Raw genomic sequence first — 12,498 nt, 5'->3', positions numbered from 1 at the left:
GAGCTGTTCGAGCACGCCCTGCTCGCGGTCGGTCCTGGCGCCCCCGCCCCGCCGCCGTTCACCGTCCTGCCCGCCGTGCCGGTCGCGTCGCTGCTGGTCCTGCCGCGCGCGCCGCGAGCGCTCGCGCATCCCTCCGAGCTGGTGCGGTCCCTGGTGTCCTGGCGCGGAGTGGTCACCGGCGGGCACGACCTCTTCGGTTCGGAGCTGGTGCCGGTGGACCTCGACGCTGCGGTGCGCGCGGCCACCGAGGCGCGGGCGGCCGGGCTGGGCACGCTCACGATCACCGCGACCGGGGCCTCCAACAGCGTCGCGCACGAGGAAGCGATCGCGGCGCGGCTTCGCGAGGAGTTCCCTGACCTGCGCATCCGCCTCTCCGGGGACGCCGGTGGGCTGGGGCTGCTCGAACGCGACGCCACGACGACGATCAACGCCGCGCTGCTGACCACCGCAGAGGATCTGATCGAGCGCTGCGAGCGCGTGACGGCTTCGCTGCCCGGCTCGCCGAGCTGCTGGTTCGCCACCGGCGACGGCGGAAGGGTCTCGGCGAAGCGACTGCGCACGGTCCCGGTGCGCTGCCTCGGTTCGGACGCCGCGACCGTGCTGACCGGCTCAGCCGTGCTCACCCGCAGGCCGGACGCGCACGTGGTGCTCGCCGCGCGCGGGTTCATCTCGCTCGGCCGCGTCGACGCCGGGCTGCCCATGATCGCCCCGGACCTGGCGGGCAAGCTCAGAGTGCGCACGGTGAGCCCGATCCCGGTGCTCAACGTCCGGGGCAACGCCGCCGAACCCGCGCTCGCGGCGGAGCTGCGCACGCTGGTCGGTCCACGCGTGGTCGCGGCGTTCGACCGCGAGGGCGTGGAGGTCGCCGACAGGTTGTGCGCCGACATCCCCGAACTGGTGCCGATGCGCTCGGAGGCCAACGCCAGCGCGGTCGGCGCCGCGTGCAGCGAGCCGAGCGCCTGGCTGGACATCGTCGTTCCCGCCGACACCCTGGACGAACTGCAACGGCAGCAACACCTCGCCGAGCGCCAGGCCATGACCCTGGTCGCCGCCGCCGGGGCGCACCCGGGCAGTGAGCGCGTGATCAGCTCGGTCGCGACCGCGCTGGCGTTCCTCGGTCGCGACGTCTACCGGCTGCACGTGCGGGCCAGCAGCGAGCGGGGGGAGTGGGAGTGATCACCGAGATCACCGTCGACGACCTGCCAGCGCTGGAGGCGGGCAGCCAGCTGACGTGCTCTTCCGCTGGCAGCACGCACTTCGACGGCGCGCTGGCCAACATCGCGGAGCTGCTGCGCGAGCGCGGGCCGGTGCGCATGGTCGGCATCGACGAGCTGGACGGCGACGCGCTGTGCGTGGCCATCGGCGCGATCGGCGGCTTCGGCCCGATGCTCGAACTGCCGCCCTCCGGCGACGAGGCGGTGGCCGCCGTGCGCGCGCTCGAAGCCCGGCTCGGACGAGGCGTCGACGCGATCGTCTCGCTGAACGCCAGTGGCCCCAACGCTTTCGCGCCCGTGGCCGCCGCGTCCGCGCTCGGCCTGCCGCTGGTGGACTGCGACGGCATGGGGCGCGTGCTGCCGCTGATGAGCCAGACCACCTACGCGCTGGCCGGGCTGCCGATCGGTCCGCTCGCCGCGGTCAGCCTCTCCGGGGACGTGATGGTGCTCGACACCTCCACCGCGCGCTCGGAGCTGCTGCTGCGCTCGGCGATGCAGGCCGCAGGCGGGTTCATGCTGTGCGCCACCTATCCGTCCACTGTGGACGAATTGGCGAAGTGCGCGATCCGGGGCTCGACCAGCCGGGTGGTGCAGGCGGGCAGGCTGCTGCTCGGCGCCCCCGACCGCGCGAGGCTGCTGGCCGGGCTCGCTTCCGTTGCGGGAGCACGGGTTCTCGGCGGCGGACGGGTCGTCGAGCTGGGTCACGCGACCAGGACCGTCGGAGCGCGGCAGTACCCGGCCGCGCCCACCAGCGTCGTGGTCAGGGAACCGGGACCGGCCGGGCGGATGATCAGGCTGGAGGGCCAGAGCGAGATCTTCCTCGCGGTGGTCGACGGCGTGGTCAGCGCGGCCGTCCCCGATGTGCTGTGCCTGCTGGATCAGCGCGAACCGCACATCGTCGGCCTGGAGCGGGTCGCCGTCGGCAACGACGTGGACGTGCTCGTCATGCCCGCCGACCCGATGTGGCACAGCGGAGCCGGACTGGCGCTCGCCGGGCCGCGCGCGTTCGGCTTCCCCGTCGAGCACCCACGCGAGGTGGCGCAGTGAACCGCAAGGACGTCGTCGAGCAGCTCAGCGTCGCCGAGCTGGTCCAGTTCGGGCCGCTCGGCCAGGCCAAGGTGTTCGCGGGCGAGGAACTGGACCGCCAGGTCGCGGGCGTCGTCCTGGTCGCCGAGCTGGAAGAGATCCGGCAGTGCGAGCCGCACTCCGCCGTCGTGCTGCACGGCACCGCGGCGCAGGGCGCGTGGGCGTTGGAATCCGCGCTGCGCCTGGCTTGGGAGCGCAACGCCTCCTGCGTGATCGCCCCCGCCGACATCGCCGTCGGCAACCCCACCGTGCAGCTCGCCGAGCGCCTGCGCGTGCCGCTGTTCGTGGTCGCCGACCCCGCGCGGCACGCACTGGAGCTGTCCGCGGCCGTCGCCGACACCGACGCCGCGCGCGCACGGCTGACCGCGCGCTGCGCCGTGCTCTTCGGCGAACGCGGCACCCTCCGCGACATCGTCGGCGTGATCAACACCGAGGTCCCCGGCGTGCAGGTCGCGCTCATCGCCGAGGACGGGCACGTGCTCGCCGGGCGTGCCGTCGCCGACCAGGCTTCCGGCGAGCGCCGCGTCGAGGTGCACGTGCCCGGCCCGGACGGTCGGCCTTGGGCGCGTTTGGTCGGACAGCTCGCCGCGTGGTCGCCGTCGTGGTCGCTGATCGTGCGCACGGTGCTGGGCTTGGCGCGCGCTCCGCTGGCCGCGTGCGTCGGCCGGGCCTGGCTGCGGCCGGTGCAGCAGTCCGCGAGCGACCGCGTGCTGCTCAACCAACTGCTCAGCGACGACGGTGACGCCGAGGCCGCGCGGGCGGCTGCGTGGTCGGTCGACGGGACGCACATCGCGGTGTTCCTCCAGGCTCGCGAGGCAGCCGACCCGGAGGCGGCCGCGCCCCGCGTGATCGCGGCGTGGCAGGAGGCTTTCCCGCACCTGCCGCTGATCCCGCGCGGCGAGGGTTGGGTGAGCTGGTGGACCGGGGCGGAGGGGCCCGCCGCGATCGCGTCGCAGCTGCGCCCGTACCTGGTGGCGACGCGTCCCTTGCAGCTCGCCGCTGGCGTTGGCCTTGCGGGAGAAGGGGTTCCGGGCTTGCGGCGCTCCGTCGACGAGGCCCGGCTCGCCGCCGCGGTCGCCGTTCGCCGCGACGGTGAGACTGTCGAGCTGTTCGGCTCGTTGGGCCCTCGCGCCGTGCTCGCGTGCATCCCCGTCGCCGACGTCGCCGCCGCCGCGCGCGTCGCCCTGGCCGACCTGCTCGCGGCGCCGGACGCTGACGTGCTGCTTGCCGCGTTGGTCGCGCTGCTGGACTGCGCGGGGTCGACCGGTCAGGCCGCCGCTCGGCTCGGCGTGCACCGCAACACCGTGCTCAGCCGGATCGAGCGCATCCGCGCGCGCGGCATCGACCTCGACTCACCCGAACAGCGCCTGGCCCTCCACCTCGCCTGCTACTCCCTGCTCAGCGCCCACTGATCCCGCGCGCAGCGGCACTCCGCCACCCCCGCGAACGCCTCGTCTGGTCCGTTGAACGTGCTGAACGAGTCATTCAGCACGTTCAGGTTGGTCAATGACTCGTTCAGCACGTTCAACCACATGAACGAGTCATTCAGCACGTAAGGGAGCATCGCGCTGTAGGCTAGATGATCTGAACATCTGGGTGGATCATCTGGGAGGCTGCCGTGCGTCAGGACCTGCCGAAGTGCTCGTTCTGCGGCAAGGGGCAGGAGCAGGTGCGCAGGCTCATCGCGGGCCCGGTGGGCGTCTACATCTGCGACGGCTGCGTCGGGTTGTGCACGGAGCTGGCCACCGAGGAGGAGGCCGCCCCGGCCCCGGCCGAGCGCCTGCTGAGGCCGCGTGAGCTGCGGGAGAAGCTCGACGAGTACGTGATCGGCCAGGACGAGGCCAAGCGCGCGCTCTCGGTCGCCGTCTACAACCACTACAAACGAGCCGCAGACCCGGAGCTGGGCAAGTCGAACGTGCTGCTGATGGGGCCGACCGGCTGCGGCAAGACCTACCTGGCGCAGACGCTGGCGAAGCTGCTGGACGTGCCCTTCGCGCTGGTGGACGCGACCACGCTGACGCAGGCCGGCTACGTGGGCGAGGACGTGGAGAACATCCTGCTCAAGCTCATCCAGGCCGCCGACTACGACATGGAGCGGGCGGAGCGCGGGATCGTCTACCTCGACGAGGTGGACAAGATCGGCCGCAAGGCGGAGAGCGCGTCGGTCACCAGGGACGTCTCCGGCGAGGGCGTGCAGCAGGCGCTGCTGAAGATCCTGGAGGGCACGGTCGCGAGCGTGCCGCCGCAGGGCGGTCGCAAGCACCCGCACGAGGAGTTTCTCAAGATCGACACGAAGAACGTGCTGTTCATCGCGGCGGGCGCGTTCCCCGGCCTGGAGCGGAAGAAGAGCACGCCCATCGGGTTCGGGAGCGCCCCGCGAGAGCCGGAGTCCGACGGGCCGACCACGCGGGAGCTGGTGGACTTCGGGCTGATCCCGGAGTTCGTCGGCCGCCTGCCGGTCATCACCTCGGTGCGGCCGATGGACCGGATGACCCTGACCCGAGTGCTGACCGAGCCGCGCAACGCGCTGGTGCGCCAGTACCGCGAACTGTTCCGCTACGACGGTGTGGAGCTGGAGTTCGCCAGGGGCGCGCTCCCGGCGATCGCCGAGCGGGCGCTGAACCGGGGCACCGGCGCCAGGGCCGCGCGGGCGGTGCTGGAGGAACTGCTGCTGCCCGCCATGTACGAGGTGCCCAGCCGCGACGACGTGGCCAAGGTCCTGGTCACCCGAGACTGCGAAGTCGTCCTGGTTCCCCGGGAGCTGCGGGCGACTGGTTGACCGTCAGCACCACGCGCAGGTTCAGCTCGGCGTCGTCGGCGTCCAGCCAGGCCAGCTGCGCGGCGTACTCGCGCAGCTGCTTCGCCAGCTCCGGCAGGCTCGTCGTGGCTGCCCGCGCGGTGATGACCCCGAGCGAGAGCGGCAGTCCGTCGCAGTAGCTCAGCAGCTCGTTCACCGCCGCGGGTTCGGCCTGAACGCGTTGCGCGCCAAGGTGTTCGGTGATCAGGTCGCGCGCGTGGCGCTCGCCGAGCGGGTCGAGCCGCAGCGGCTGCGCGCCGCCAACGGTGATCGCCTCCCGGCTGGTGACGAGCACGGTGCACGCGGGATCGTCAGGCAGGAACGGCTGCAACTGGGCGCCATCGCGCGCGTTGTCCAGCACGAGCAGCATCCGCCCTTCGGCCTCCAGCGGCTCGGCGGCTGGCCCGCTGAGGTCGACATAGCGTTGCCCGTCCGGAAAGCGATCGAGGTTGTCGTGCGCCCACCGCAGCGCGAGCCAGCTCTTGCCGACGCCGCGCCGACCGTGCACGGCCAGCGTGACGGCACCCTCCTCGCGCTGGATCGCGAACCGCCGTTCGAGCGCGGTCAGCTCACCGCCTCTGCCGACGAAACCCGTTGGTGCTTCAGGGAGTTCTCGCGGAACGGGGCCGGACGGTGCCGGGCGCTCGCCGTAGAGCCCGAGCAGGACCTGGCCGATCTGCCGCTCGTGCGCGGGGTCCTCGACCTCGCAGGACAGCAGGTTCGGCAGCAGTCCACCGTGCCCGGCGTCGCGGAGCTGGCCGTCGTTGTGGTCCAACGCGACGCTGAGCCGCTCGGCGAGCAGGGCCGTCCGTGCCTGCTCAGCCCACGGAGTGTCCACTTCGGACAGTGGAGTTCCACGCCACAGAGCCAAAGCAGCGCCCGGGTCCCGAGAAGCCAGCGCGCGGAAGCTGTGCAGGTCGACGTCCTGCGATGGCAGGCTGAGCCGGTAGCCGTCGCCGGTGCGCTCGACCTCCACCTCCGGCAGGGCCTCCCGCAGCCGCGAAGCGCAGGCGCGCAAGGTGTTCCCGGCCCTTGGCGGCGCGTCGGGACCCCACACGCGCTCGCTCAGCACGCGGAGCGGGACCACCTCGCCCAGCTCCACGAGCAGCACGGTGAGCATCGCCCGCGCGCGCCCGGCGGGCAGCTCGACGCGCCGCCCGTCCCGAAGCGCGAGCAGCTCGCCGAGCACTCCGAACCACACGCGCCCATTAGAGCAGGCGGTCCTGCCGGGCGACGGCCTCCTTGCGGACGCGGTCGAAGAACGCCTTGTCGCGGTCGGCGCGCTGCGGGGCCGGGGTGTTCGGCGGAGCGGCGTCGTCCTCGTAGGCGCGGTAGAGCAGCCAGCAGCCCCTGATGCCGTCGAGCAGGTCTTCCAGCAGGTCGTGCGCCGGGCGCGCCGGGTCGAGCGGCGTGATCCGGTCGGGCACCGTGGCCTCGAAGTCCTCGTCGTCGGCGCTGAGGTCCTCGCCCGCCTGCACGAGCAGCACCATCAGGCCCTCGACGTCGGGGATGCGGCCGTCGGCCACCGCCATCGCGTCACCGACCAGGTTCGTCACCACCTGGCGCGGGGTCTCGCCACCGGCCAGCCGCTCCAGCACGAGCGTCGGGGTGTCCACGGCGAGCGGCTCCAGGTCGTCGGCCTCGATGACCACCTCGGTCGGCGCGGTCTCGGCCATCTCGGCGGCGATCTCCGCCGCCACCTGGAGCCAGTGCGCGGCGGCCACCGACGCGGCCGTCGCGTCGACCTCGCTGAACAGCGCAGTCGAGCCCAGCGGGTCCTTCTGCAACAGCGAGTCCGCGGCGGCCACCTGCAACGGCGAGGCGTCCGCCCTGGTCAGCCGCACGGCCTGGCGGGCGCGGCCGGTGAGGTCGCCGCGCTCGGCCGCCTCGATCGCGGCCAGCTCCGCCTCCACCTCGGTGACCAGCTGCTCGGTCAGCCCCGCGTCGGCGATGCCGTGCAGCTCCCGGCCGACGCGGTGCGCCGACTCGATCACCGGGCTGTAGGACTCCAGCAGCATCCCGTCCTCCGGCAGGTTCGGCGAGCGGATCGCGTCCACCACGTCGGCCAGCGCGGCGCGCTCGTCGACCCGTTCCCAGCCCTCGGGCTCCAGGTCCAGCTCAGCCTCCTCCAGCGGGCTCGCGGGGTGGGTGTAGGTCCGCCACGCCGCCCGGGAGAGCCCGTTGAGCACGTGCGTCAGCAACAGCGCCTGGTCAGTGGTGACCTTGTCGGGGAGGTCCGCGGCGGTGTGCGCGGTGTTGCCCAGTCCCGAGCTCCACATCGCCACCAGCGCGTGCCGGTCGGTGTCGACGCCGTAGTCCGTCATGCCGACATCGTTGCGAAGATCGGGCGCGCGCGGGGGCAAACCGGAGCGGGACACGCGGGAGGGGTGTTCGACGTGCTGCTGAACCGCGTTCGGAGCCCCGTTCAGCACGGCGGCGCCGAACGACTGGATAGCGCCGTTACCACTCTGCTCTGCATTCGATCATGACGACGACTCGTGCGGTCCCCAGCTCGGTGACCGCCGCCTCGAGCCTGCTCTTCCTGCTCTCCGCGCTGGCGGCCTGCACGGCCGTGGTGTTCTTCGGCGGTGTGCTGGGCGGCGCGCCGTGGGCGCTGGTGCTGTGCGTGGGGTCCTTCCTGATCGCGGTGGTGGGATTCGTGTGCGCCGCGAACCTGAGGCGCGGGACGAGGTGGGCCAGGAATGCGGCGGTTGTGATCGCGATCTTGACGGTCTTCGTGACGAGGGGCGACGGGTTCCTGCCCTGGCTGGCCGGAGTCCTCGCCCTCGGAGTCCCGCGAGCACTTCAGCGGCTGAACCCCTCAACCCCGTGAGCTGCGTTCGGCGCCCTGTTCGGCACCACGTTGCCGAACGACTGGATAGCGCCGTTATCGCTCTGCTCTGCTTTTGATCATGACTACACCTCGTGCGGTCCCCGGCGCGGTGACCGCCACCGCGATCGTGCTCTTCGTGCTCTCCGGGCTGACGGTCTTCGCGGCCGTGCTGTTCGGGCTCGGCGCCATGCTGAGCAGCGCGGTCTCCGAACTGCCCCTCGTGGGCTTCTACACCACCAAGCTGACGCTGCTCGGAGTGAGCGGCGCCGCGCTGCTCGTCCCGCTGGCGCTGCTGGACATCGTGCTCGGGCTGTTCCTGATGCGCGGCGCCCGGTGGGCTCGGCTGATGACGGTCGTGATCGCGGCCGTGCTGGTGCTCTCGTCGCTGTTCAGCGCGACCCCGCCGGTGATCCTGCTGTTCGTCGCCGTCGCGGGCGTGATCGTCGGACTGGTGACGTTGCCGTCGGCCTCGCGCGCGTTCTTCAGGGGCTGAACCTGTCGATGGCGGCGACGATCGCCTCCGTGGTGCCGGTCCCGTGCGTGCCGTGCTCGACGACCACCAGCTCGGAGCCCGCCCAGGCGTTGTGCAGCACCCACGGGTTGCCCGCGAGGGCGCTGAGGTCGAGCTGGCCGTGCACGATCACGCCGGGGACGTCCTTGAGCACGTGAGCGCCGCGCGCCAGCTCGTCGTCCGCCACCCAGCAGCGGTTGCTGAAGTAGTGCGTGACGATCCGGGCGAAGGCGAGCTGGAAGCGCGGCTCCCACGGTTCGTGCTCGACCTCGCGGCCGGGCGGCACGGTGGCGATCGCGTCCTCCCACGCGCACCAGTCCTCGGCGGCCTTGCGGTGCACGGCGGGGTCGGGGTCCATCAGCAGGCGGTGGTAGGCGGCGGAGATGTCCTCGCCGGGATCGGGCACTCCGGCGAGGAAGCGCTCGTAGGCCTCGGGTGCCAGTGCGCCGAAGCCGCGGATCAGCCACTCGATCTCGCTGTGCCTGCCGGTGGCCACGGCGGTGATGACCATCTCGGAGACGCGCTCCGGGTGGCGCAGCGCGTAGGTCACCGACAGCACCGCGCCCCAGGAACCGCCGAACACCAACCACTTCTCGACGCCCAGGTGTTCGCGCAGCTGCTCCATGTCGCGGAGCAGGTGGTCGGTGGTGTTGGCGGAGAGGTCGACGACCGGCTCGCTCGCGTGCGGGGTGCTGCGCCCGCAGTTGCGCTGGTCGAACAGGACGACGCGGTAGGCGGCCGGGTCGAAGTACGTGCGGTGACCTGGGCGGCAGCCCGAGCCGGGGCCGCCGTGCACGACGACGGCGGGCTTGCCGTTCGGGTTGCCGCAGACCTCCCAGTACACGTGGTGGCCGTCGCCGACGTCGAGCGTGCCGTGGTCGTGGGGCTCGATCTCGGGGTAGCGCACGGTGCCCTCCGCCAATTTGTGACAGCGCTTATATAAGGGCTGTTACGATAGCTCCCATGACCGATCCGACCAAGCACAGCAGGTGGCGCCCGCTGCGGCTGGTGCTCGCGGCGATGGACGACGACATCGGCCGCCTCTACGCCGATCGCGGCATCGACGGGGTCCGCCCGCGCTACGTGATGCCGCTGATCCGGCTCGGTCACTCCGGTCCGATGACGATCCGCGCGCTCGCCGAGGACCTGGACGTCACGCACTCCGCGATGAGCCAGACGGTGTCCGCGCTGCGCCGCGAGGGCCTGGTCACCAGCGTTCCCGGAGCCGACGCGCGGACCAGGCAGGTCCGGCTGACCGAGCGCGCCGAGGAGCTGGTCCCCTTCCTCGAGGCCGAGTGGCGGGCCACCGAGCGCGCCGTCGCGGAGCTGGAGGAGGAGCTGCCCTACGCGCTGAGCCAGGCCGTCCGCGACATCGAGGCCGCTTTGAAGAAGCGCTCCTTCCGCGACCGCATCGAAGGACACCTCGAATGAAACTGTTCATCGACGTGCGGCCGCTGCGCGCCAGCCCGGAGTTCCGGCGGCTGTGGATCGGCAGCACGGCCTCGGTGCTGGGCGGCCAGCTGACAGTCGTCGCCGTGCTCACGCAGGTGTGGCAGCTGACGCAGAGCACCGTCGCCGTCGGCGCGATCGGCATCGCCAACGCCGTGCCGATGCTCGTGTTCGGCCTGATCGGCGGCACGCTCGCGGACACCGTCGACCGCCGCAAGCTGGTGCTGCTCACCACGATCGGTCAGATCGTCACCGCCGTTCTGCTTGCCGCACAAGCATTCCTGGGCGCCCAGTCGCTCGTGGTCGTGCTCGCGCTCGTCTGCCTCCAGGGCACCTTCAGCGGACTCGGCGCCCCGGCGCGCAGGACCTTCGCCGCGCGCTTGCTGCCGGAGCACCTGGTGCGAGCCGGGATCGCGTTGATCCACATCAGCTTCCAGGCGTCCATGCTGATCGGCCCGGCGCTCGCGGGCTTGATCACCGCGCAGTGGGGAGTCGCCACCTGCTACGTGATCGACGCGATCACCTTCACCATCGGCCTGTACGGCGTGGTCAAGCTGCCGTCGATGCGCCCAGAGGGTTCGTCGCGGCCAGGGGTGCGCGCGATCGGCGAGGGCATGCGGTTCCTCGCCGGGCAGCCGGTGGTGCGCGGCGCCTTGCTGACCGACGTGATCGCGACGGTGCTCGCCATGCCGATCGCGTTGTTCCCCGCCATCGCCGACGCGCGCTTCGGCCGCCCGGAAGCCTTGGGGCTGTTCATGTCCGCCATCGCCGTTGGCGGCATCGCGGCGAGCGCGCTGTCCGGCGTGGTCACGCGCGCCCCGCGCCCGGGAGCCGTGATGCTCGTCGCCGCGGCGGTGTGGGGCGCCGGGCTCGCCGGATTCGGTGCGGCACAACCGCTGTGGCTCGGCGTCGCGTGCCTGGTCATCGCGGGTGCGGCGGACACGATCTCGGTCATCTCGCGCGGAGCGATCGTGCAGATGGCCACGCCGGATGAGTTCCGCGGCCGGGTCGGAGCGGTCGAGCACATCATCGGCGTCTCCGGCCCCGACGTCGGCAACTTCCGGGGCGGGCTCGTCGCCGGTGCCAGCTCCCCGGCGTTCGCGCTGGTGTCCGGCGGGGCGCTGTGCTTCGTGGGCGTCGCCTACCTCGCCGCGCGCAACAAATCGTTGCGGCGGTTCAGCACGGCGACCGCTCCAGCGCCGCAGTAGCCTTCCGGGATGCGCATGTTCTCGCTCGTGCTCGCCGGTGTCGCCCTGCTCGCGGCCTGCGGTGACGGCGGAGCGGCCGGGGCCGCCTGCCCCGCGCTCGCCGCCCGCTCCGGGATCGGCATCGACATCGAGCCGCCCCTGGCCGCCAAGGTCGTCAAGGCCACGGTGAACGGCAAGGACGTTCACCTCGACGAGTCCACCAAGTCCGTCCCCGCCCCGTGCGACGGCAAGGACCCCAATGCCTCCTGCAGCGCCAGCATGGTGCCCACCGGCGGGAAGAACGGGTTCCTCGACATGGCCGACCTGAAGCTGCAACCGATGAAGGTCAGCGTCCGGCTCACCGACGCCGCCGGCGCGGTGGTCGTCGAGAAGGACATCGAGATCACGCCGAAGCAGGTCTTCCCGCACGGTCCCGAATGCGGTGGTGGGCAGCCGCAGGCGGGTGTGATCGTCGCGGCCGACGGCACCCTGCGCGCACGCCCCTGACGTCACTGGAGCTGAAGGAGTTTCGCTTGCGGGGCGCGGCTTTCGCGGTTCCGGTCCCGGCGCTGTCCGCGTCCGCTACCGTGCTGTCCGACTGAGAGGACGGGGCGTGCTGGACATCCTGTGGTTCACGCTGTTCGCCGTGGACGTGGCGCTGATCGTTCGACTGCGCCGCAGGATTCGCCTGCGTCCATCCACTTCGGACTTCGAGCTGTCGGCCTACGAGGCGGCGTTCCTGTTCGGCCAGCGGGACCGCGTCGTCGAGACCGCTGTCGCCAAGCTCGTCCGCGACGGCCATGTCCGCGCAACCCGCTCCGTCGGCCTGGTCCGCGTCGAGGGCGCTCAGTCCGCCGATCCCGTCGAGGCCGCGGTGCTGTACGGCCTGGGCGTGCCCAGGTCGCTGAAGGGCATCGTCACGGCGTACCGGGACTCGGAGCAGGTCCGGTTCGTCGGTGAGGAGCTGGCCGCGCTCGGCCTGTGCACCACCGACCGCGATCGGGCTTCGGTCAAGGAGTTCCACTGGCACACGGCGATCCTCGCCCTGCTGTGGATTTCGATCACCCTCCTGCTCGGCACCAGCAGCCCGGGCCTGGTGGTCGCCGTCGTCCTCGTGCTCTACACCGTCTCGATCGCTTCCGGCGTCGCACCGCTGACCAAGGCGGGCGAGCAGATCGCGGCCAGAATCCGGTCCGGTTCCGTGGCCGTGCCCGGCTTCGACGACCTCACCGTCGCCGACGTCGCCCTGCGCGGCTTCCGCTTCTACCCGGACGCCGACGTGCGCGACGTCGCGTACAACGGTCGACCACCGTCGCGGCGTGCTCGGAGTTCCGGCGGTGGCAGTTCGTCCTCGTGTTCGACGTTCTTGTGCTCGTCGTCCTGCTCGTCGTCTTCGTCGTGTTCGAGCAGCAGCAGCTAGG

General features: G+C 72.0%; 13 protein-coding genes. 10 read left to right on the top strand and 3 right to left on the bottom strand.

Annotation, left to right across the window (positions count from 1 at the left end; translation table 11 throughout):
* The 4 genes from CCN37_RS29325 to clpX form a co-directional block, all read left to right on the top strand.
* Positions 1-1,176: hypothetical protein (locus CCN37_RS29325; protein ID WP_168200916.1), on the top strand; the 1,176-nt coding region annotated here is incomplete at its 5' end.
* A complete protein-coding gene (locus CCN37_RS29320; protein ID WP_210408268.1) occupies positions 1,173-2,261 on the top strand; it encodes a DUF917 domain-containing protein in 1,089 nt (362 codons plus the stop codon). The genes CCN37_RS29325 and CCN37_RS29320, both read left to right, overlap by 4 nt.
* Positions 2,258-3,712: a helix-turn-helix domain-containing protein gene (locus CCN37_RS29315; RefSeq protein WP_086827008.1), complete on the top strand. Its 1,455-nt coding sequence runs from the start codon at positions 2,258-2,260 to the stop codon at positions 3,710-3,712. Before CCN37_RS29320 ends, CCN37_RS29315 begins: the two co-directional genes overlap by 4 nt.
* Before the next feature lie 206 nt (positions 3,713-3,918).
* The gene (clpX, locus tag CCN37_RS29310; RefSeq protein WP_305764721.1) at positions 3,919-5,079 is read left to right on the top strand and encodes an ATP-dependent Clp protease ATP-binding subunit ClpX; all 1,161 of its coding nucleotides are present in this window, start codon (positions 3,919-3,921) and stop codon (positions 5,077-5,079) included.
* On the opposite strand, the gene CCN37_RS29305 is transcribed toward clpX, so the two are convergent.
* Both CCN37_RS29305 and CCN37_RS29300 read right to left on the bottom strand, forming a co-directional pair.
* Entirely contained in the window at positions 5,024-6,298 is a 1,275-nt protein-coding gene (locus CCN37_RS29305) for a BTAD domain-containing putative transcriptional regulator (protein WP_086827004.1), read from the bottom strand. The two genes, clpX and CCN37_RS29305, sit on opposite strands and share 56 nt — an antisense overlap.
* 7 nt (positions 6,299-6,305) lie before the next feature.
* Positions 6,306-7,421, bottom strand: coding sequence for a hypothetical protein (locus CCN37_RS29300; RefSeq protein ID WP_086827016.1), 1,116 nt, complete (start codon positions 7,419-7,421; stop codon positions 6,306-6,308).
* Between the two features lie 161 nt (positions 7,422-7,582).
* Here CCN37_RS29300 and CCN37_RS29295 point away from each other — a divergent pair, with 161 nt between their 5' ends.
* Together CCN37_RS29295 and CCN37_RS29290 are read left to right on the top strand one after the other, a co-directional pair.
* Positions 7,583-7,930, top strand: a complete 348-nt coding sequence (locus CCN37_RS29295) for a hypothetical protein (protein ID WP_143261862.1) — start codon at positions 7,583-7,585, stop codon at positions 7,928-7,930.
* 79 nt (positions 7,931-8,009) lie between these two features.
* The gene (locus tag CCN37_RS29290; protein ID WP_143261861.1) at positions 8,010-8,423 is read left to right on the top strand and encodes a hypothetical protein; all 414 of its coding nucleotides are present in this window, start codon (positions 8,010-8,012) and stop codon (positions 8,421-8,423) included.
* Here CCN37_RS29290 and pip read toward each other — a convergent pair.
* Complete coding sequence (pip, locus tag CCN37_RS29285; RefSeq protein WP_086826997.1) at positions 8,413-9,348, bottom strand: prolyl aminopeptidase; 936 nt, start codon at positions 9,346-9,348, stop codon at positions 8,413-8,415. The genes CCN37_RS29290 and pip overlap by 11 nt on opposite strands.
* Before the next feature lie 56 nt (positions 9,349-9,404).
* Here pip and CCN37_RS29280 point away from each other — a divergent pair, with 56 nt between their 5' ends.
* The 4 genes from CCN37_RS29280 to CCN37_RS29265 all read left to right on the top strand — a co-directional run bounded on the left by CCN37_RS29280 (position 9,405) and on the right by CCN37_RS29265 (position 12,497).
* Entirely contained in the window at positions 9,405-9,872 is a 468-nt protein-coding gene (locus tag CCN37_RS29280; RefSeq protein WP_086826995.1) for a MarR family winged helix-turn-helix transcriptional regulator, read from the top strand.
* Positions 9,869-11,098 carry an MFS transporter gene (locus CCN37_RS29275; RefSeq protein WP_086826992.1) on the top strand — a complete coding sequence of 410 codons (1,230 nt, stop codon included), beginning with the start codon at positions 9,869-9,871 and terminating at the stop codon, positions 11,096-11,098. The genes CCN37_RS29280 and CCN37_RS29275 overlap by 4 nt, the downstream gene beginning before the upstream one ends.
* Before the next feature lie 9 nt (positions 11,099-11,107).
* Positions 11,108-11,584 carry a hypothetical protein gene (locus CCN37_RS29270; RefSeq protein WP_143261860.1) on the top strand — a complete coding sequence of 159 codons (477 nt, stop codon included), beginning with the start codon at positions 11,108-11,110 and terminating at the stop codon, positions 11,582-11,584.
* Positions 11,585-11,690: 106 nt separating this feature from the next.
* Complete coding sequence (locus CCN37_RS29265) at positions 11,691-12,497, top strand: TIGR04222 domain-containing membrane protein (RefSeq protein ID WP_168200915.1); 807 nt, start codon at positions 11,691-11,693, stop codon at positions 12,495-12,497.
* Position 12,498 lies beyond the last annotated feature (1 nt).

Source organism: Allokutzneria sp. NRRL B-24872, from assembly GCF_002155965.1.
In the GTDB taxonomy this organism is placed as follows: domain Bacteria; phylum Actinomycetota; class Actinomycetes; order Mycobacteriales; family Pseudonocardiaceae; genus Allokutzneria.
The sequence above is the reverse complement of the archived record's forward strand: the minus strand, read 5'-3'. Positions and strand labels throughout refer to the sequence as shown.